Origin of the sequence: Streptosporangium saharense, assembly GCF_014203715.1 — a bacterium.
Classification (GTDB): Bacteria; Actinomycetota; Actinomycetes; order Streptosporangiales; family Streptosporangiaceae; genus Streptosporangium; species Streptosporangium saharense.
In genome coordinates this window covers 76,733-94,933 of sequence record NZ_JACHJP010000003.1, presented here as the reverse complement: position 1 = coordinate 94,933, position 18,201 = coordinate 76,733, and the positions used below count along the sequence as shown (strand labels likewise).

14 protein-coding genes are annotated in these 18,201 nt (G+C 70.0%); 6 read left to right on the top strand and 8 right to left on the bottom strand.

The window, feature by feature from the left end; translation table 11 throughout:
* Window positions 1–384 precede the first annotated feature (384 nt).
* Window positions 385–2,652 (top strand): hypothetical protein, encoded by a 2,268-nt coding sequence (locus tag FHS44_RS16460; protein WP_184715537.1) that lies wholly within the window; start codon window positions 385–387, stop codon window positions 2,650–2,652.
* Window positions 2,653–2,656: 4 nt separating this feature from the next.
* Here the strand turns inward: FHS44_RS16460 and FHS44_RS16455 are convergent, their stop codons facing one another.
* Both FHS44_RS16455 and FHS44_RS16450 read right to left on the bottom strand, forming a co-directional pair.
* Window positions 2,657–3,832, bottom strand: coding sequence for a cytochrome P450 (locus FHS44_RS16455; RefSeq protein WP_184716569.1), 1,176 nt, complete (start codon window positions 3,830–3,832; stop codon window positions 2,657–2,659).
* 302 nt (window positions 3,833–4,134) lie between these two features.
* Window positions 4,135–5,709: a GMC family oxidoreductase gene (locus FHS44_RS16450; protein ID WP_184715535.1), complete on the bottom strand. Its 1,575-nt coding sequence runs from the start codon at window positions 5,707–5,709 to the stop codon at window positions 4,135–4,137.
* 175 nt (window positions 5,710–5,884) lie between these two features.
* Here FHS44_RS16450 and FHS44_RS16445 point away from each other — a divergent pair, with 175 nt between their 5' ends.
* Window positions 5,885–7,420, top strand: a complete 1,536-nt coding sequence (locus FHS44_RS16445) for a long-chain-fatty-acid--CoA ligase (RefSeq protein ID WP_184715533.1) — start codon at window positions 5,885–5,887, stop codon at window positions 7,418–7,420.
* 114 nt (window positions 7,421–7,534) lie between these two features.
* Here FHS44_RS16445 and FHS44_RS16440 read toward each other — a convergent pair whose 3' ends face one another.
* The 3 genes from FHS44_RS16440 to FHS44_RS16430 form a co-directional block, all read right to left on the bottom strand.
* Window positions 7,535–8,794: an SAM-dependent methyltransferase gene (locus FHS44_RS16440; RefSeq protein ID WP_184715531.1), complete on the bottom strand. Its 1,260-nt coding sequence runs from the start codon at window positions 8,792–8,794 to the stop codon at window positions 7,535–7,537.
* Window positions 8,795–8,806: 12 nt separating this feature from the next.
* A complete protein-coding gene (locus FHS44_RS16435; protein WP_184716567.1) occupies window positions 8,807–10,165 on the bottom strand; it encodes an FAD-binding oxidoreductase in 1,359 nt (452 codons plus the stop codon).
* Window positions 10,166–10,325: 160 nt separating this feature from the next.
* On the bottom strand, window positions 10,326–11,930 hold the full coding sequence (locus FHS44_RS16430) for a serine/threonine-protein kinase (RefSeq protein WP_184715529.1): 1,605 nt from the start codon (window positions 11,928–11,930) through the stop codon (window positions 10,326–10,328).
* 190 nt (window positions 11,931–12,120) lie between these two features.
* On the opposite strand from FHS44_RS16430, the gene FHS44_RS16425 reads away from it, so the two are divergent.
* Window positions 12,121–13,245, top strand: coding sequence for a CaiB/BaiF CoA transferase family protein (locus FHS44_RS16425; protein ID WP_221460909.1), 1,125 nt, complete (start codon window positions 12,121–12,123; stop codon window positions 13,243–13,245).
* Here the strand turns inward: FHS44_RS16425 and FHS44_RS16420 are convergent.
* Complete coding sequence (locus FHS44_RS16420) at window positions 13,242–13,718, bottom strand: GyrI-like domain-containing protein (protein WP_184715527.1); 477 nt, start codon at window positions 13,716–13,718, stop codon at window positions 13,242–13,244. The genes FHS44_RS16425 and FHS44_RS16420 overlap by 4 nt on opposite strands.
* A gap of 162 nt (window positions 13,719–13,880) precedes the next feature.
* Between FHS44_RS16420 and FHS44_RS16415 the strand changes: the two genes are divergently transcribed.
* Window positions 13,881–15,320 carry a GuaB1 family IMP dehydrogenase-related protein gene (locus FHS44_RS16415; RefSeq protein WP_184715525.1) on the top strand — a complete coding sequence of 480 codons (1,440 nt, stop codon included), beginning with the start codon at window positions 13,881–13,883 and terminating at the stop codon, window positions 15,318–15,320.
* Between the two features lie 70 nt (window positions 15,321–15,390).
* On the opposite strand, the gene FHS44_RS16410 is transcribed toward FHS44_RS16415, so the two are convergent.
* Complete coding sequence (locus tag FHS44_RS16410; RefSeq protein WP_184715523.1) at window positions 15,391–15,534, bottom strand: hypothetical protein; 144 nt, start codon at window positions 15,532–15,534, stop codon at window positions 15,391–15,393.
* Window positions 15,535–15,786: 252 nt separating this feature from the next.
* Here FHS44_RS16410 and FHS44_RS16405 point away from each other — a divergent pair, with 252 nt between their 5' ends.
* Window positions 15,787–16,383, top strand: coding sequence for a YflT domain-containing protein (locus FHS44_RS16405; RefSeq protein WP_184715521.1), 597 nt, complete (start codon window positions 15,787–15,789; stop codon window positions 16,381–16,383).
* On the opposite strand, the gene FHS44_RS16400 is transcribed toward FHS44_RS16405, so the two are convergent.
* Window positions 16,384–17,379, bottom strand: coding sequence for a LacI family DNA-binding transcriptional regulator (locus FHS44_RS16400; RefSeq protein WP_184715519.1), 996 nt, complete (start codon window positions 17,377–17,379; stop codon window positions 16,384–16,386).
* 345 nt (window positions 17,380–17,724) lie between these two features.
* Here FHS44_RS16400 and FHS44_RS16395 point away from each other — a divergent pair, with 345 nt between their 5' ends.
* Window positions 17,725–18,099, top strand: a complete 375-nt coding sequence (locus FHS44_RS16395) for an FKBP-type peptidyl-prolyl cis-trans isomerase (protein ID WP_184715517.1) — start codon at window positions 17,725–17,727, stop codon at window positions 18,097–18,099.
* The last annotated feature ends 102 nt before the right edge of the window (window positions 18,100–18,201 follow it).

Below are 18,201 nucleotides of genomic sequence, written 5' to 3'. Positions count from 1 at the left end.
ATGACAAGACTATCGCAGTCCGCAAGTCCTATTCGTGGCCTGGGGAAACAAACTGGATCACGGTAAACGGAGGACGCCCGCCCGGTGATCCAGCACAATGAGAGAAATCACGTGTCTGGAGCGGGCCGAGACCTGATGGGGACACATCCGTTGTGACCTCGCATGTCCCGTCAGTTTACTCTTCTCACCGTGGCACACTCAGTCGAGCCGGGGCAGGGCCCGGATCCCTTGGAGGCCGGCCTGCCGATGCAGGACCCACCGACCGACCCCACAGGACTCCAGTTCAGGGGGGCGTTCTCCGGTTTCCCTGCGAACACCCCTGCCTCCCGTGAGACCATGCCGAATACTCATAATTCGGGCACCCGTGCGGAAGGTAAGGAAGCCATGGCCCCGGAGCAGTCCAGCCAGCCCCACCTGCCTCCGGCATGGCCGGAGACGGCGGAGACGACGTCCGGCTGGGCGAACGACTCCTTCGGCACCTCGCCACGGCTCCCCCTCCCCCAGGACGCGCCGGGCTCCCCAGCCGCGCCCGGCGACCGCCAGGGCCAGCCGGGCGCGCCCCTCGCGGGGACCGGCTGGGAGCAGGCGGGGGCGAACCCGCTGGAGTACGGCTGGAGCCAGGCGACGCCCTCCCAGGTCTCCGACGGCCCCGGAACCCTCGGCGGCGGCTGGGACCAGGCACTCGCCTCCCCCGACGACATCCAGACCCCCCGCCAGGGTGTCCCCGCCCAGCCCACGGACCCGGCCGCGGGCTGGAACCAGCCTCCCGTCGGCGGCGGCTGGGACCAGCCATCCCGTACGGCTCCCGCCGACCCCCTGGAGCGTCCCGCCTCCAACGCCACGACGAGCTGGAGTGACGCGTTCACCCCGCAGCCGAAGGACAACCTCAGGCCGGACTCCGACGCGCCCGGCCCCTACGGGAGCCCCATAGAGACCGGTGGCCAGGCGGCGCCCAACGGCACCGAGCCCTGGCGGGACCCGCAGCCCCTGCCCGGGGGTCCGGTGGCGCCGACCGACAGCCCGGTGTGGCCGCCCGCGACGGCGGAGAACAACGGATGGCCTCCGGCCTCCCCCCAGGACAACGCCGTATGGCCGCCCACGGCCGCGGCGAACCCCTCCTGGCCGTCCGCGACCCCGCAGGACAACGCCGTGTGGCCGCCCTCGGCCCCGGCGAACGGCACCGCCTGGCCCTCGGCCTCCACGGAGAACACCGGGTGGCCACCGGCCACCCCGGCCCCCGAGGCTCCCCTCGGATTCCCGGCGCCGGGGGCGACCGCGTGGCCGTCCGCCGTACCGGGAGACAACCCCGTGTGGCCGCCCGCCGCGGCCGAGACGACGGCGCGGGATCCGCTGTCGCACACGTGGTCGAGCTCTCCCCAGGAGGAGCCGGGCCGCGACGGCGCGCCCCTCGACGAGAACGCCGCCCGGGGCAGCTTCGGCGTGCCGAACAACCCCGCGCTCTGGGCCATGGCCGCGACGAGCGCGCCCGAGTCCGCCCCCCGTATCGACCCACTCACGGATCCGCTCACCGGACCACGCGTTGACCCGCTCACGGATCCGCTCACCGGCCCGCTGGCCGATCCGCTGGGTGGCCCCCTGACGGCTCCCGCCACCACCGCTCCCCCCGGCGACGCGCCCGTGATGCGGCCTCCGGCCGACCTCCCGCACCCGCCGCAGGCCCACCAGCCCTTCGGCCAGCCGGTACCATACGGCCAGCACCCGCAACACGGACAACCCGCCCAGCACGGACAGAACGGGCAGGCTGGTCATCACCTGAGCCAGGATCCGTCCGACCCCAACAGGCGGTTCGTCACCGCCGGTCAGATCAGTGGCCCGAAGACCCCTCCGCCCGAGCGCCAGCAGGAGCTGTGGGACACGGTCTTCGGCGACAACTACCAGGCCATGGGCGACGATGACGACCTCGACGGGAACGGCAGGCCGGTCTGGGTCTTCGCGCTGGTCGGCTCCGTGGTGATCGCGCTGGTCGGCGCACTGCTGTGGGCGTTCATGGCCGGGCCGCTCGCCGCGACCGACGAGGCGGACCCCAGCCCCAGCGCCAAGCCCTCCGTCACGTCCAAGAAGCCGGCGAAGTCCCAGTCGATCGGCCGTCTGCCACGGTTCCCCGGCAAGGCGTCCCCGGTCGCGGGCACCCTGCCCGACCAGGCGGCGGCGATCAGCGTGGCGCGGCTCGGCGGGGAGTGGCGGGAGGACCAGCGCAGGACCGTGCCCACGGTCTACGGCTTCACCACCCGGCAGTACGTCGCCGCGGGCACCGACACGGCCGGCAGGGCCCAGTTCGCCCAGCTGATGTCAGGGGTGCTCTCGCCCCGGCTGAAGGACAGGTACACCTCGCCGGAGAACCTCGCCCCGGTGACCAACGCGGTCGCCGCCGCGGCGCGCAAGAAGTTCTTCCCCGAGGGCAACACCGCCCGCAAGACCGCCCAGCAGACCCTGACCGTCAACGGCCTGCCCGGCCAGCTCGCCGCCTACGAGATCACCACGGGCGACACGAAGACCACCGTGGTCGTGGCGGCCGTGAGCACCGGCGCCGATCTTCCCTCGATCGTCTACATGTCGGTGCCCGACAACAAGAAGGACCTGATGCCGGACATCAACACCGTCTTCACCTCGATCAAGGCGCTGTCCTCGTAGGGGCTCAGAAGTCGCACTCCAGGTGCTTGATGCCGTTGACGAAGCTGGAGCGCAGCCGTACGGGCTCGCCGACGGAGCGGATGTGCGGAAGCCGGGTGAACAGCTCGCGGAACATCACGGAGATCTCCCTGCGGGCCAGGTGAGCGCCCAGGCAGAAGTGCGGTCCCGGGCCGCCGAAGGCCACGTGGGGCTCTCCGGAGCGCCGGATGTCGAAGCGCAGTGGGTCGGTGAAGACGGCCTCGTCGCGGTTGGCCGCCCAGTAGTAGAGCAGCACCTTGTCGCCCTCGCGGTAGAGGTGGCCGTTCATCTCGTGGTCGCGGGTGAGGGTGCGGCGCATCCAGGCGACCGGTGAGGCCAGGCGGATGATCTCCTCGATCGCGCCGGGCAGGCGGCCTTCGAGGTCGTCGAGGAGCAGCGCGCGCTGCTCCGGGTGGTCGGTGAACAACTTCAGGCCGTGGGAGATGGCGTTCCTTGTGGTCTCGTTGCCCGCCACGACCAGCAGGATGAAGAACGAGCCCAGCTCACGCAGGGTGAGTTTCTCACCGTCGATGTCGGCGCCGGTCAGGGCGGTGATCAACGGGCCGCCGCCCTCGGCCGCCAGGGAGACGACGAGGTCCTGCAGGCACTTGCCCGCGCTGAGGAGCCGTTCGGCGGTCCGGCTGAGATCTTCGAGGAACTCGGGGTCGTTGCCGGACAGGATGACGTTCGAGGCGTCGAAGACCGTCTGGTAGTGCTCGGCGCCGATGCCCATCATGTCGCAGATGATCTTCAGGGGAAGCCTGGTCGCGACCTCGGTGACGAAGTCGCAGCCGGGTCCCTTGGCGATCAGGTCGTCCACGATCCTGGCGGCCTCCGCGCGCACGTCGGCCTCGACGTTGCCGATCATCCTGGGGGTGAAGGCCCGGGAGACGATCCGGCGGAGCCTGGCGTGCCGGGGGTCGTCCATGTTGATCATCGACCCGAAGTACTCGCCGAACTCGGGGGTCAGGTCGTGGATGGCGGTCGCCCTGCGCGCCGAGGAGAAGATCTCCGGGTTACGGCTGGCCTCGACGATGTCGGCGTGCCTGACCAGCGCGTAGTAGCCCGTGCCCGGCAGGGCGAAGCTGATGTCGGGCTCGGTGAACCTGACCGGGGCGGGCTGGGCGCGCAGCAGCGCGAAGGCCTCCTCCCGCTCGACCATCGGACGCTCCCAGAAGGAGAGGTCGGAGAGGTCGATGTCCGACAGCGAGACGGTCACCCCAGCTCCCCATGGAATCGCATCATGTGACTTTCCGTTCGAACGGTGCGGCCGGGACCGTACAGGGGCCGTGAAGACCTGACGTGTCGATGACGGATCCCGCACGTACGCACACGGGGAGTCACGACCTCGATCCCATGGCGGAACCTAACATCCGTCCCGTGCCGTGGGCCGGGATTCCCCGCAGAATCCCCCGTGGATCGCAAAGCCGCACGTGGCCGAGGGGACGGGAACCTCTCAGGCGTCTACGAACCGCCGCGAAGGGAACTCCCAGCGATCAGGTCGGCGGCCTTCTCGGCGATCATGACCGTGGGGGCGTGGGTGTGACCCCGGTTGATCACCGGCATGACCGAGGCGTCGGCCACCCGCAGCCCCGCGACCCCGCGGACCCGCAGCTCGGGATCGACCACCGCGTCCGCGTCCTCACCCATGCGGCAGGTCCCGACCGGGTGGTAGAGGGTCTCGCTGCGCTCGCGGATCCAGTGGACGAGCTCCTCCTCGGTCTCGGCTCCCCGGTACGGCTCCATGGGCGCCCCGGCGAACGGCAGGAGCGCCGAGGTCGCGAACAGCTCCTTGGCCTTCCGCAGCCCGGCGACCTGCCGCCTGAGGTCGGCCTCCGCGGTGAGGTAGCCGGGGTCGATCGCCACGTCACGCCCCTGGAGGAAGATCCGTCCCCTGCTCTCCGGGCGCAGCAGGATGGAGGCGATGGTCAGACCGTGCGCGGGCGGGCGGGTGAGACCGTGGTCGATGAAGGGCACAGGGGCGAAGATCAACTCGATGTCGGGGGCGGGTTCCTCCGGCGAGGTTCTGATGAAGGCCACCGCCTCGCCCACGTTCGAGGTGAGCATGCCGCTCCTGCCGACCAGGAAGCGCAACAGGTTGCCGACCGACTCGGCCCTGGCGAGGGTGACCGGCTCCGGGCAGTGCAGGATGACCCCGGAGGCCAGGTGGTCCTGGAGGTTGGCGCCGACCTGGGGAAGGTCGAGGAGCGGTTTGATCCCCTGGGCCAGCAGGTCATCCGCGGCGCCGATGCCCGACAGCATCAGCAGGTGCGGCGAGCCGATCGCACCGGCCGACAGGACGACCTCCCTGCGCGCCCGCACGAGCGTGCCGCCGTCGCCGTCCGGGGAGGCGCACTCGACACCCGTCGCCCGTCCCTCCTCGACCAGCACCCTGCGCACGTGCCGGGAGGTGAGCACGGTGAGGTTGGGCCTCCTTGAGGCCGGTCTGAGGTAGGCGTCGGCGGAGCTGCAGCGGCGGCCCCTGTCCTGGGTGACGGGGGTCGGGGAGCAGCCCTCGTTCGAGGGGCCGTTCAGCTCGTCGAGGCGGGTGAGCCCTGCCTCCTCGCAGGCCTTCAGGAAGACCGGGGTCAGCCGGTTGGGGCTGCGCAGCTCCGAGATGCTGATCGGTCCGGCCGTGCCGTACACGCCGCCGTGGTTGGAGCCGACGCGGCGCTCGGCGCGCTGGAAGTACGGCAGGACCTCCTCGTAGGACCAGCCGGGCACGTCCCAGCCGTCGTAGTCGGCCCGGTGGCCGCGCACCCACATCTGGGCGTTCATCGAGGAGGAGCCGCCGAGCATCCGGCCTCGTGGCCAGTAGAGCCGCCTGCCCGACAGACCGGGCTGCTCGACGGTGGTGAAGTCCCAGTCGAGGGCGGTCTTGAAGAGCTTGGCGAACCCGGCGGGCATCCGGACCTCAAGTTTGTCGGCGGGGCCACCCGCCTCGATCAGGGCCACCGTCGTCGCCGGGTCGGCGGACAGCCGGTTCGCCAGCACGCACCCCGCGGATCCCGCCCCCACGATCACATAGTCGTACTCCATTGCCCACTGCCCCTCGTCGCACGAACGGACGGCCCCTTCCCCCCGGTAAGCGGGCTCACATCTGCTTACCGTGGGGTGCTTTACGCGTCAATTCGTAACCATTGTTACCTACCGGTAGGTATCTCCGCCCTGAAAAGATGGCACGGGACAGAGCCCGCCCTGGAGGAGGACGCCCATGCTCAATCTGTCGATCGTCCTGGAGGACAGCGCCCGTCAGCAGCCCGACCGCACCGCGATCGTCTTCGGCGAGCTGCGGCTGCCGTACTCGCTGGTCGACACCATCGCCAACCAGGTCGCCAACCTGCTGGTCTCCAGGGGCGTCGGCAAGGGGGACCGGGTCGCGCTGGCCTGCCCGAACCTGCCCTACTTCCCCTTCGTGTACTACGGCATCCTCAAGACGGGCGCCACGGTCGTGCCGCTCAACGTGCTGCTGCAGCCCAGGGAGATCGCCTACCACCTGCGGGACGCCGAGGCCAAGGCCTTCTTCTGTTTCGAGGGCACCCCGGAGCTGCCGCTCGGCGAGCGGGGCAGGGCGGGCTTCGACGACTCCGAGCTGACCGAGCACTTCTTCGTGCTGCCCGCGACCGCCTTCGCCACCGAGTCCGAGCACGGCGAGACGCTGTGGGCGGCGCTGGACGGCGTGCCCGGCCAGTTCCAGACCGTGCAGACCGCGCCGGACGACACCGCGGTGATCCTCTACACCAGCGGGACCACGGGCCAGCCGAAGGGCGCGGAGCTGAGCCACCAGAACATGCTGCTCAACGCCATGGTCTCCGACGAGATGTTCCCGCGCGCCGAGGAGGGCGACGCCTTCCTGGCCGCGCTGCCGCTGTTCCACTCCTTCGGCCAGACCACGGTGCTGAACCTGGGCTTCCGGCGCCGGGCGACCGTCGTGCTCATGCCGCGCTTCGAGCCGGGCCCCGCGCTCGAACTGATGCGCGCGGAGAACGTCACGCTGTTCGCGGGTGTGCCGACGATGTACTGGGCCATGCTGACCAGGGTCCACGAGGGCGGTGACGAGGTCCCCACCTCGCTGAAGGTCGCGGTCTCCGGCGGCGCCTCGCTGCCCGGGGAGGTGCTCAGGGACTTCGAGGCCACCTTCGGCATCGGCATCCTGGAGGGCTACGGCCTGTCGGAGACCTCGCCGGTGGCCAGCTTCAACCAGCTCGGCAGGCCGACCAAGCCCGGCACGATCGGCACCCCGGTCTGGGGCGTGGAGATGAGGCTGATCGACGGCGACTGGAAGACGGTCGAGGGCGACGGCCCCGGGGAGATCGCCATCCGCGGCCACAACGTGATGAAGGGCTACTACAACCGCCCCGAGGCCACCGCGGAGGTCATGAACGACGGCTGGTTCCGTACCGGCGACATCGCCGTGCGCGACAGTGACGGCTACTACTCGATCATCGACCGGGCCAAGGACATGATCATCCGGGGTGGCTTCAACGTCTACCCACGTGAGGTCGAGGAGGTCCTGATGACCCACCCCGCCGTCTCGCTGGCCGCGGTGGTCGGGGTTCCCCACGACTCGCACGGCGAGGAGGTCAAGGCCTACGTCATCCGCGTCCAGGGAGCGACGCTCACCGAGGAGGAGCTGGCCGCCTGGGCCAAGGAGAACATGGCGGCCTACAAGTATCCGCGGTTCGTGGAGTTCCGGGACGCCCTCCCGATGACCGCCACCGGCAAGATCCTCAAGCGTGAGCTGAGGTAGGCGACCCGATCTTCTCACCACCCCTGCATACCTCCGCGGGGGCCGTCCCAAAACCGGAAGGCCGCGGCCCGCATCCGTCGAGATGCGGGCCGCGGCCCCTGGTGAGAACTCCGGTCAGGGCCAGTCGAGGGAGGGACGCAGCGGCATCCGGGCCTCTCCCCTGTCGTCGAGCTTCACGCCCAGAACCTGGTGGAGCTGGACCTTGTTGCGCTCGAAGCCGACCACGCACCCGGCCATGTAGAGCCGCCACACCCTGGCCGTCCCCTGCCCGACCTCCTCGACCGCCTCATCCCAGTGGTCGTCGAGGTTGGCGCACCAGTGACGCAGGGTCTGCGCGTAGTGCTCGCGCAGGTTCTCCTCGTGGCGGATCTCGAAGCCGGTGTCCTCCATCTGGCGGACCAGGTGGCCGACCGACTCAAGCTCGCCGTCGGGGAAGACGTAGCGGTTGATGAAGCCGCCCGCGTTGATGGTCTTCTCCACGCCGGTCGGCCTGGTGATGCAGTGGTTGAGGATGCGCCCGCCCGGCACCAGCCTGTCGTAGAGGAACTTGAAGTAGAACGGCAGCTGGTCCTTGCCGATGTGCTCGGTCAGGCCGATCGAGCTCACGGCGTCGAAGCCGCTCTCCTTGACGTCGCGGTAGTCCATGTGACGGACCTCGGCCAGCTCACCGAGCCCCGCCTCGGCGATGGCCTTCTGCGCCCACTCGGCCTGCTGGCGCGAGAGGGTGACCCCCAGCGCCTTCACGCCATACTCGCGGGCCGCGTGCATGACCATGCCGCCCCAGCCGCAGCCCACGTCCAGCAGCCGCATCCCCGGCTTCAGGCCGAGCTTCCTGGCCACCAGGTCGAACTTGGCGTACTGCGCCTCCTCAAGTGAGGACTCCTCGGTCGGGTAGACCGCGCAGGTGTAGGCCATGGAGGGACCCAGCACCCAGGAGTAGAACTTGTTGGACACGTCGTAGTGATGGTGGATCGCCTCGGCGTCACGCTGCTTGGCGTGCCTGCTTCCCATCTTCGCGAGCATGCTGCGCCGTACCTCCTGGGGAGGAGGCTGCACCCTCATCATCAGCGGCTTGAGACCGAGCGCGCGGACCGCCGCGATCTTCTGCGCCGTGCTGATGTCGTTGATGGTGAGTGACCACATCCGCGCCAGCAGGGAGTACATGTCTCCCTCGACGTCAATGTGCCCCGAGACATACGCCCTGGCCAGACCCAGCTCACCCGGAGCCTGGGCTAGATAGGCCACAGCGATCGGAGACTTGACCTCGATGCCGATGTCCGCGCTGTCCGGGCCCGCCTTGCTGCCGTCGTACGCCTTGAAACGGATCCCCGCCTCCGAGCCGACGACCATCTCGAAGATCTCTGCGAGCTTCACAGATTCAACCTCCTAACGCCCCCGCACACACTTGTCGTAGAGGTCGAGCAACCGGCCACCCGCGTCGTATGCCCGCTTTACTGGCCAGTAGGCCGTTCCGTTATAGAACTGCCAGAACTCGTCCTCCGAGTAGAACGACGTCGAGTACAGCGACTTGTGCCCCTCCAGCTCGTGCACCCTGCGTTCGATGAGACGGTTGTAGTAGCCGTCGAACTGCCCTCTGGGCAACGGCACCGTACCCCAGAAGCCGAAGTTGACATACAACCGCCCCGGCTCAAGCGGGTAGAGCGGCCACTGTCCCGTCGACCTCAGGGGGCACATCCACACCGGCTCCATGCCGACCTTGTCGTGGAAGAAGTCGAGGAACTCGGCGCCGCGCTCGACGGGCACCTCGATGTCCTGGATGACCGACTCCTGCAGCGGACGGCCACGCCAGCGGTCGACCCTGGCGATCACACCGTACTTACGGTCGAGGCCGACGAGCCTGCGGTAGACGTCGGAGCGCATCCACTTGCGCGGCATCAGCGAGCGCACCAGCGGCTCCTGCACGCCGAAGGCCCGCGAGCACCAGAACCAGTCGGTGTCCCAGCGCCACAGGTAGTCGCGGACGGTCAGCCAGTCACGGGTCCTGGTCTGGATCGACCGGTAGTAGATGCGCATGCCCGTGTAGTCAGACAGGTAAGGCGCCTTCTCCGCCAAGCGCCCGACCGTGACGTACAGCTCGCCGGGGCCGAAGAAGGTGCCGTCCACGAAGTCGACGGGCTCGCCGTCGTGCTCGCCGCGCTCGCAGATCTCCTTCATGGCGATCATGCACTTGTCGGCGTCGGTGAAGGGGATGTGGGTCAGCCGGACGTACGGCTGGACACGCTTGAGCTTGATCCGGATCCGCAGCGCGTAGCCCAGCGTGCCGTAGGAGTTAGGGAAGGCCCGGAACAGGTCACGGTGCTCGTTGTCGTCACGCGCGACGACGACGCGGCCGTCACCCGTGAGGATCTCCAGCTCCTCGACCGACTCGTGCGGCAGCCCGTCGCGGAAGCTGGTCGACTCGATGCCGAGCCCGGTCACCGCGCCACCCAGCGTGATCGTCTTCAGCTGCGGCACGACGTACGGCATGAGCCCGTGCGCGAGCGTGGCGTCCACGAGGTTCTCGTAGGTCGTCATGCCCTGGACCTCGGCGGTCATCGTCACCGGATCGACCTCGATGACCCGGTCGAGGTCGCGGGCCGACAGGCGCGCCGCCTGGGAGCCCTCCCTGAAGCGGAACAGGTTGGTGGTCGCCTTCGCCAGACGCGGCGCGGAGCCGCCGGGAATCGCGGCGTAGGAGTCCCTGATCTGCTCAACGGCACGGCGATGTGCCGACATCTGTGTCATCTGTTCCACAGGTCCTCACCCCCAGGGCTCCCACAGTAAAGATCGCCTCTAGCACGTTATATCTCTGATGTCCCGGGAGCCATGCGGGACACGTTAAACGCGTGGAAACTCTACGGGGGTTCCGTCACCGGCGTATCTCCGGCCACCGCCGACTCCGTCGTCACTCACCTCCGCGAGGGTGAAAACTGCCCATGACCTGGTTCATCAGGCCGATTCCTTCCTTCCACTCGGAGGCCGCGGTGGTCCAGCTCAGCACCATGACCGTGTCGCCGACCGCGACGAACCGGCTGATCTCGTGATAGGTCGTCCCCGGGGTCGCCCACGGCACACCGCCGACGTCCCTGGCCTTCCAGGTGAACTCCCACTGCAGGCCGGCGCCGTACGCCAGGGGGACGCGCGTGGTGCGGTCTGAGCCGATGTCGCTCCACTGCGCCGTGTTCTCCTTGACGGTCCGCTGGACCGTCTCCAGGCTGCCCAGCGGTCCGGGGAGCACCTCGACCGCCATGTGGGCCTTGCCGTCGGGACGCAGCCACTGCGTGTAGCCGGTCTCCGCGGCGTAGTCGCCCTTCCAGCTCGCCGGGTAGCCGATGGACCAGTTCTCCGGGGACCTGGCCCGCCAGGTGCGCAGCCGGGAGGACGGGGCGGCGGTCCTGGTCTTCGTGGGGGTCGGGGTGGGGGTCGCGGACGGTGTGGCCGTCTCGGTGCTCGCCTCGGCGACGGGTGAGGGGATGGCGGAGTCGATCGGCTCGGGGGGCGGCTTGACCTGAGAGACCACGACGGTGTCCGAACCCGTCATCGCCACCGCCGCAGCGCCGCCACCGATGACGAGGACCACCGCGGCGGCGATCAGCGCGACCTTGCCGCCGCCCATGCCGGCCTGCCGTCTGCGCCGCCGCCTGGCGGGCATCGTGGCGGTCGCGGACTGTCCCATGGGGCGCGGCGCGGTCCCCGAGGGGTCGTCGGCCGCCGCAGCCAGCAGCATGTCGGCCTGCGCGGGGTTCAGCCTGCGCGCCGGGTCGCGCTGGAGCAGCCCGGTGAGCACCTCGCGCATCGCGGGAGGCACCCTGCCGAGGTCGGGCTCCTCGGTGAGGAGCGCGCCGAGGGTGGCGATGGCGTCACGGCGTTCGAAGGGGCCGTGACCGAGCAGCGCCGCGTAGAGGGTCGCGCCCAGCGCCCACAGGTCCGACCAGGGCCCGGTGTCGCCGTTGGTCGCGCGTTCCGGCGGCAGGAAGCTGGGCGAACCGGTCACCATGCCGGTCTGGGTGAGGGAGGTGTCGCCCTCGACAGTCGCGATCCCGAAGTCGGTGAGCACGGCCCTGCCCTCGGCGTCCAGCAGGATGTTGCTCGGCTTGACGTCGCGGTGCAGGATGCCCGCCTCGTGGGCCGCCCTGAGGGCCGACAGCACCTGGCGGCCGATCTCGGCGACCTGCCTGACCGGCAGGATGCCCACCTCGTCGAGCCCCCGTGCTCGGACGAGTTCCATCACGATCCAGGGACGCCCGTCCTGCTCGGCCACGTCGTAGACCGCCACGATGTTGCGGTGGTTGAGCCTGGCCGCGGTCCTGGCCTCGCGGGAGGTGCGGGCGAGCTGGCGTTCGTGCTCCGCGGGGGCGAGGTTCGGCGGGAGGAGGACCTCCTTGACCGCGACCGGACGGTCGAGAAGGATGTCGTGCCCCTCCCACACCACCCCCATGCCCCCGCGGCCGAGCTCTCGCAACAGCCGATAGCGCCCAGCGACCACCCGTTCACTGTGCGGATATGTCATCGCACGACCCCTAGTCCCATCCAGATAGGGCGCAAGTTTCCCATATCACTCGGGCACCCCGTGGGTCGCCGAGAGATGTCTTGCCACGGAAAGCCGAACGTTGTTCTACTTGCCGGAAGGAGACCCCGCGACCTTACCAAGGGATCGTCCGCCGGGTCCCCGTCGTTCGTGGAGTGAGTCTGGGGGGATCTTGACCAGGAGTGGGCCGCTGGCCGGAGTGCGCGTGCTGGAGCTTGCGGGCCTGGCGCCGGGGCCGTTCGCCGGGATGATGCTGGCCGACCACGGCGCCCAGGTGCTGCGGATCGAGCGCGTCGCCGTCGTCACCGCCGAGGGAGACACCCCACGGCACCAGGTCATGGACCGGGGCAAGCGGACGGTCGGGCTCGACCTGAAGTCCCCCGAGGGCGTGGCCGCCTTCAAACGGCTGGCCGAGAACGCGGACGTGGTCATCGAGATCTACCGGCCCGGCGTCGCCGAACGGCTCGGCATCGGCCCCGACGACCTGCACGCGGTCAACCCGCGTCTCGTCTACGGGCGGCTGACCGGCTGGGGCCAGGAGGGGCCGCTGGCGCGGACCGCCGGGCACGACATCGACTATCTGGCGGCCTCCGGCGTGCTCTCCGCGCTGGGCCGCGAGGGCGAGCGTCCCCTGCCGCCGGTCAACCTGCTCGGCGACTTCGCGGGCGGGGGCCTCATGCTCGCCTACGGCGTGCTGCTCGCGCTCCTGGAACGCGAGCGCACTGGGCGGGGCCGGGTGATCGACGCCGCCATGGTGGACGGGGCCGCGACGCTGTTCGCGATGTTCTACCACCTGCTCCAGGACGGCTCGTGGGGGCCGCGCGGTACCAACCTGCTCGACACCGGGGCCCCCATGTACGACACCTACGAGACCGCGGACGGCGGGTTCGTCGCGGTCGGCGCGCTCGAACCGCAGTTCTGGGCGGAGCTGGTCTCCCTGATGGGCCTGACCGACCTGCCGGACCGGAACGACCGGGCGAACTGGCCCGAGCTGCGGCGCAGACTGACCGAGGCGTTCGGGTCCAGGACGCGGGCACAGTGGCAGGAGGTGTTCGAGGGCTCCGACGCGTGCGTCTTCCCGGTGCTCGACACGGCCGAGGCGGCCCGGCACCCGCACAACGTGGCACGCGGCACCTTCGTCGAGGCCGGAGGCGTCCACCAGCCCGCTCCCGCGCCGCGCCTGCTCGGTGTCCCCGGCCAGGACCTCTCCCCCGCCACCCGGCTCACGGACCTGTCAGCCTGGGGCCTGTCCCCGCAGGAGCAGGCGAAACTGCGCGAGGCGGGGGTGCTCGCCTAGACCGCCGGGCGCAGCGAGGGGAAGACCGCGACGTAGAGGTCGGCGCCCTCGGCGTGGTGGATCTCCAGGTCGGTGGTGAAGGCGCGGGCGGGCGAGCCGCCCGACTCGGTGTGCTTCCACACCTGCTGCCAGGCCTCGACGATCGCCCCCGGCATGGGTCCGCGCGCCTCGACCTTCAGCGCCTGGACACCGGGCACCCGTACCGCGACCATGCCCTCGGGCAGCGCGGCCGCGCTGCGCACGGCGACCCCGACGATCTGCGTGTAGGAGCCGTGGTGGTCGCTCTCGTAGTCGGTCAGCACGGCGTAGAGGTTCTCGTCGATCCGTCCCGGCACGTGCGCGAAGGCGCCGGGGACACTCGCCCGCGCCCACAGCGGGCCGAGCCGCCCCCGCCCCTGCTCCATCTCCTCCGCGTTGGAGGTCCGTACGGCATGGCCGACGACAAGCAATTCGGACCGATCGACAACGATCACAGCGCCTCCCCTACGACCTTCCCGTGAACTCCACGCAAACCGGATCCTAGTGCTCTCCCAGAGTGCTGGCTCCTCTTTGAGATCTTCAAAAGCGGGAAGGCCTATTCGTAGCCATTCATCGGACTATTCACCGGATCATTCACCGGAACAGGATGGAAGAACGTGAGATTTCTCAACGAGATGGTTCCTGCCCACGAGCTGACCTACAGCGACGTGTTCATGGTTCCGTCACGCTCCTCCGTCGGCTCCCGGCTGGCCGTCGACCTGTCCACCCGGGACGGTACGGGAACGACGATCCCGGTCGTGGTGGCCAACATGACGGCCGTCGCGGGACGCAGGATGGCCGAGACCGTCGCCAGGCGCGGCGGGATCACGGTGATCCCCCAGGACATTCCCAGCGAGGTCGTCGCCGAGGTGGTCGACTGGGTCAAGAAGCGCGACCTGGTGCACGACACCCCGCTCACCCTCACCCCGCACGACACCGTCGGCAAGGCCCTCAGCCTGCTGCCCAAACGGGCGCACGGCGCGGTCATCATCGTCAACTGGGACAACCGTCCCGTCGGCGTGGTCACCGAGGGCGACTGCGCCGGTGCCGACATGTACACGCAGCTGTCCCAGGTGATGTCGGACCACCTGCTCACCCTGCCCGCGGGCCTCGACCCGCGCGAGGCCTTCGACCGCCTGCACGAGGGACGGCACAGGCTCGCCCCGATCGTGGACGGCGAGGGCCGCCTGGTCGGCATCCTGACCAGGACCGGCGCACTGCGGGCGACGCTGTACCGGCCCGCGACCGACGACTCGGGCAGGCTGCGCGTCGCCGCCGCGGTCGGCGTCAACGGGGACGTGGCGGCCAAGGCCAAGGAGTTGCTTGAGGCCGGGATCGACTGCCTGGTCGTGGACACCGCCCACGGCCACCAGGAGAAGATGATCGGCGCCCTGCGGGCGGTCCGCTCGCTCGGCCCCGGCGTACCGGTCGCCGCGGGCAACGTCGTCACCACGGAGGGGGTGCGCGACCTGGTCGAGGCCGGGGCGGACATCCTCAAGGTCGGGGTGGGACCGGGGGCGATGTGCACGACCCGGATGATGACCGGGGTCGGGCGCCCGCAGTTCTCCGCCGTGCTCGAATGCGCCGCCGAGGCCCGCCGTCTCGGCCGTCACGTCTGGGCGGACGGCGGGGTCAGGCACCCCAGGGACGTGGCCCTGGCGCTGGCGGCGGGGGCGGCGAACGTGATGATCGGCTCCTGGTTCGCGGGGACCTACGAGTCTCCCGGCGACGCCAGGACCGACGCGGAGGGACGCAAGTACAAGGAGAACTTCGGCATGGCCTCCGCCCGCGCCGTGAAGCTGCGGACCGCGGAGGACTCTCCGTTCGAGCGGGCCCGCAAGGCGCTGTTCGAGGAAGGGATCTCCACTTCCCGGATGTATCTCGATCCGGCCAGTCCGAGCGTTGAGGACCAGATCGACGCGATCGTGGCAGGGTTGCGATCTTCGTGCACCTACGCGGGGGCCTCCACCTTGGAGGAGTTCCACGAGCGCGCGGTGGTGGGGGTTCAGAGTTCGTCGGGTTACACCGAGGGAATGCCCCTGCACCAGAGCTGGTGACCCGGTCACCGTGCGCTCACTGTGCGCCGCTTTCGCGCCGGGGCGTTGCCCGCCCCGGCGCGAAAGTGCGTCACCTGCGGTAACGCGTCTGCAACACGTGCTCTGCGCGGTCCTCCAGCTGCATGCGCCTGCCCTGGTAGCGAGTGAGCCTGCACAGTGCCATCAGCCCCGCCAGGGCGAGCACTGCCTCGATCATCATGATGAATGCGATCATTTCGGGTTCCTTCGCGGACCTGGCGCCGACGATCCCTGCCCACCCGTCGTCCGCGCCACTCGTAAGAACCTTAACAGTGAATCGGGGCTTTTGTCCCCCGATGTCCACTTTCGTGGGAAAAGTTTTCACTTGGAAGCTTTCTCGCAGACTACCAGGGGTGCGCAAGCCATGACCAGGACGAATGCATGTCCCCCTTCCCACGGGGTAGCCGACGGCCCGGATCCCCGACCACACAAGGGAAGGCGAACGGATATGGCGCAGTTAACGACCACCCCGGGCACCCCCGTCGTCGTCGACCGCAGGGTCCTCGTCGGCTACGACAACTACCCCGCGGCCCAGCGGGCCGTGGACGGACTCTCCGACGCCGGGTTCCCCGTCGAGCACGTGACGATCGTCGGCAGCGACCTCCGTCTTGAGGAGACCGTCACTGGCAGGGTGACCAACGGCAGGGCCGCGCTCACCGGGGCGGGAAGCGGCGCGATCTTCGGCGCCGTCGTGGGGATGTTCCTCGGGGTGTTCACCTCGACCACGATGTCGTTCCTGGTCCTGGTGCTCTGGGCGGCACTCTGGGGCGCGGTGACGGGGGCGGCGTTCGGCTTCATCAACCACTTCTTCACCGGCGGCAAGAGGGACTTCGCCTCACGCAGCGCGATCGTGGCGGGCCGCTACGACGTGCTGGTCGCCGCCTCCCACCTCGACCACGCCCGCGCCGTCCTCGACGGCGGCCCGAGGCCCGCGGACACGGTGATCGTCGATCCCGCGCCCTCGGCCGGGCCGTACGACCCCGCCGCCGCGGGATCGACGAGCCCCGACCTGCCCCACCCCGAGGGCCCCGCGCCGCGCCCCTGACTACGAGGATGACCTCACGACGAGCCTCGTCGGCATGACCAGCGGCTCGGCCGGGTCCCCCTGGATCAGGCCGAGCAGCAGCCGTACCATGGCGGCCGCCTGCTCCGCGTGCGGGCTGTGGACGCTCGTCAGCGGCGGATCGGTGTAGCGGGCCGCCTCGACGTCGTCGTAGCCGACGACCGCGACGTCGTCGGGGACGCTCCGCCCCGCCTCACGCAGGGCCCGCATCGCGCCGATGGCCATCAGGTCGTTGGCGGCGAACACCGCGTCCAGGAGCGGGTCGTCGGCCAGCAACTGGCGCATGGCGACCGCGCCCGACTCCCTGCTGAAGTCGCCGACCGCGATGATCGAACGACGGTCGGAGTCGCGCAGCACCTCGCGGTACCCGGTGAGCCGGTCCTGACCCGCGGTCATGTCCAGTGGCCCCGCGATGGTCGCGATCCGCCGCCTGCCCCGTTCGAGCAGGTGCCCGACCGCCAGCTTCGCGCCGCCCACGTTGTCCCCGTCCACGTACGGCACGGCCACCGACGCGGCGGGCCTGCCGTACGAGACGACGGGGACGCGCAGGCGGGTGAGCGCGCCGGGCAGCGGGTCGGACCCGTGACCGGACACGAGCATGACCCCGTCCACGTGGCCGCCCGCGACGTACTTCTCCACCCTGGCCTGGCTCTCCTGCGATCCGGCGGGCAGCAGCACGACCTGCTTGCCCACGGCCTCAAGCTCCAGGCTCGCGGCGCGGATGATCGTGGAGAACATCGGGTCGTCGGAGAAGGCCCGGTCCGGCTGCTCGGAGACGACCAGCGCGACGGAGTTGGTCCGCTGGGTGACGAGGTTCCTGGCAGCGCCGTTCGGGACGTACCCCAGCTCGTCGACCGCCCGCATCACCACGTCACGGATGTCGGGGGTGACGGTCGGCTGGCCGTTGACCACACGGGAGACGGTCGAACGGGACACCCCGGCACGGGCGGCGACCGCCTCCAGGGTGGGTCTTCTCATCTGTTTCCCCCGCATCCTCGACACCATGGCGTAATGCCCTCGGGTGGCGAGTCCGGCGCGCGAGGTCGCGGGTCCGCGCCGGTCTCCCGGCCTGCTCGGCATTATCCGGCATTATGCGTCAGCGGCCTGAACGGACGGTCCGGAGCGCCTGCCCCCACGCCGATCGCGGCGCGCTCGGCACACCGTTGGCCGTCGTGGCACCTCCCGCCGAGGTCACGGCGACAGGTCACGGGACGCGCGTCCCCCCGCATCTCATGTGTCGGCCGAACCCCGTAGAGTCGTTCGGCCGACCGGAAAGCGGCCGGCGCCCCTCAACCCGACGTGCACCCAACCAAGGAGACCAACGTGGCACTGGAGAAGCCTGAGATCGACTTCCCGGAGGGCGAGCCGCCCGCGGAACTGCAGATCGTCGACATCGTCGAAGGAGACGGTCCTGAGGCCAAGCCGGGCCACCAGGTCAGCGTGCACTACGTCGGCGTCGCCTTCTCCACCGGCGAGGAGTTCGACGCCTCCTGGAACCGTGGCGAAGCCTTCCAGTTCCCGCTCGGCGGCGGCCGGGTCATCGCCGGATGGGACCAGGGCGTCGCGGGCATGAAGGTCGGCGGTCGCCGCCGCCTCACCATCCCGCCGCACCTCGGCTACGGCAACCGCGGCGCGGGCGCCCGCATCAAGCCGGGCGAGACGCTCATCTTCGTCGTGGACCTGCTCGGCGTCAGCTGACACCCACACGAACCCACGGACGGGCCGTCCTTCCTTACGGGGGCGGCCCGTTCGTGGTTCTCGGGGGCGGGTCGCCTGTGGTCGCGGGGCGAGTCGCTTCTT